The organism is Kitasatospora sp. NPDC007106 (genome assembly GCF_040634455.1).
Classification (GTDB): domain Bacteria; phylum Actinomycetota; class Actinomycetes; order Streptomycetales; family Streptomycetaceae; genus Kitasatospora; species Kitasatospora arboriphila.
This window is the reverse complement of sequence record NZ_JBEYFP010001251.1, coordinates 1-1,362: the sequence shown is the minus strand read 5'-3', so window position 1 is coordinate 1,362 and position 1,362 is coordinate 1. Positions and strand designations below refer to the sequence as shown.

Genomic DNA, 1,362 nt, shown 5'->3' with positions numbered 1-1,362 from the left:
TCGGGTCGGGGCCGGTCGGCCCTGCCGCCGGCCGTCGCGGCCGTTCGACCATGGGGGTGTCCGGAGCGTGTCGCAGGTACGGCGGGTCCCGGCCGTACCGAAACGCCCGGCCTTGCGCCGACCTTCCAGGAGGTGATCGCCGTGACCGGCGTAAAGGCGACTCCCGTACGGCTCGAAGCCAGATTGGACCTACCGGTCTCACGCTGGCTCTGGCTGATCAAGTGGCTTCTGGCGATACCCCACTGGATCGTCCTCTGCTTCCTCTGGGCGGCCTTCTTCCTGCTGACGGTGGTCGTGTTCTTCGCGGTCCTCTTCACGGGCGCCTATCCGCGGTGGATCTTCGACTTCAACCTCGGGGTGCTGCGCTGGACATGGCGGGTCTCGTACTACTCCTACGGCGGCCTCGGCACCGACCGCTACCCGCCGTTCAGCCTCGGGGAGGAGCCCGACTACCCCGCCACACTCGCCGTCGCCCGCCCGGAACGGCTGTCCCGAGGGCTGGTGCTGGTCAAGTGGTGGCTGCTGGCGATCCCGCACTACGCCGTCCTCGGCTTCTTCCTCGGCGGCGCGGGGGACAGGGGCGGCGGCGGTCTGATCGGTCTGCTCGCCCTCTTCGCCGGTGTGTCGCTGGCCTTCACCGCCCGTTATCCGGCGGGCATCTTCGACCTGATCGTCGGGCTGAACCGCTGGGTCTTCCGCGTCGTCGCGTACGCGGCGCTGATGACCGACGTGTACCCGCCCTTCCGCCTCGACCAGGGCGCCACCGACCTGGTCGGCGAACCGATGCCTGCACCGGGTCGGTGACCCGACCCGCGAACCGCGCACGACGGCGGGTCGCGGACGGCGCTCGGTGACCCGGGCGGCACTGCCGGCCGCGGCTGACAAGCAGGGCACGACGATCCGGCCCGGGATGCGGCTGCGTGCTTCGCGGTCACGGGGGGCGGACGCCAAGGATCGCCCTGTCCGGACGGCGCGCCGGGACGCGGGCATGGGCCCGAGCCTCCGGGGGCGGTCCGGTTCAGCCGCGGCGGGCCTCGCCGTTGCCGGGCTCGCGGGCGGCTCGTCCGCTCCAGACGGGTTCGAGCTCGGCCCACGAGCGCTGCCAGGCCGCGTCCGCCCGGCGGTTCAGACCGGTCAGGCGGAGACCGAGGACGCAGGCGGTGAGGAGGGACAGGCAGCCGAAGACGAACAGGCCGAGACTCACCGCGTCGGAGACGAGATCGGCGGTGCTGGGCGGCGCGGGGACGAGCTGCCCGGAGTCGCCCACCCAGACGGTCGTCGTGGCGCCCGTCGGGGTCGGCCGGCCCAGCTGGACGGTGCCGGTGTTGTGCTGTCCGGCGGGGTAGGTCCAGGCCGCGGCGG

General features: G+C 72.8%; 1 protein-coding gene and 1 pseudogene. One reads left to right on the top strand and one right to left on the bottom strand.

Annotated features, from left to right (window positions below; translation table 11 throughout):
• Nucleotides 1-132: 132 nt before the first annotated feature.
• Nucleotides 133-804 carry a DUF4389 domain-containing protein gene (locus ABZ641_RS37585; protein WP_344622302.1) on the top strand — a complete coding sequence of 224 codons (672 nt, stop codon included), beginning with the start codon at nucleotides 133-135 and terminating at the stop codon, nucleotides 802-804.
• Nucleotides 805-1,018: 214 nt separating this feature from the next.
• On the opposite strand, the pseudogene ABZ641_RS37580 reads toward ABZ641_RS37585, so the two are convergent.
• Nucleotides 1,019-1,362: pseudogene (locus ABZ641_RS37580) on the bottom strand (hypothetical protein); the annotation flags it as partial.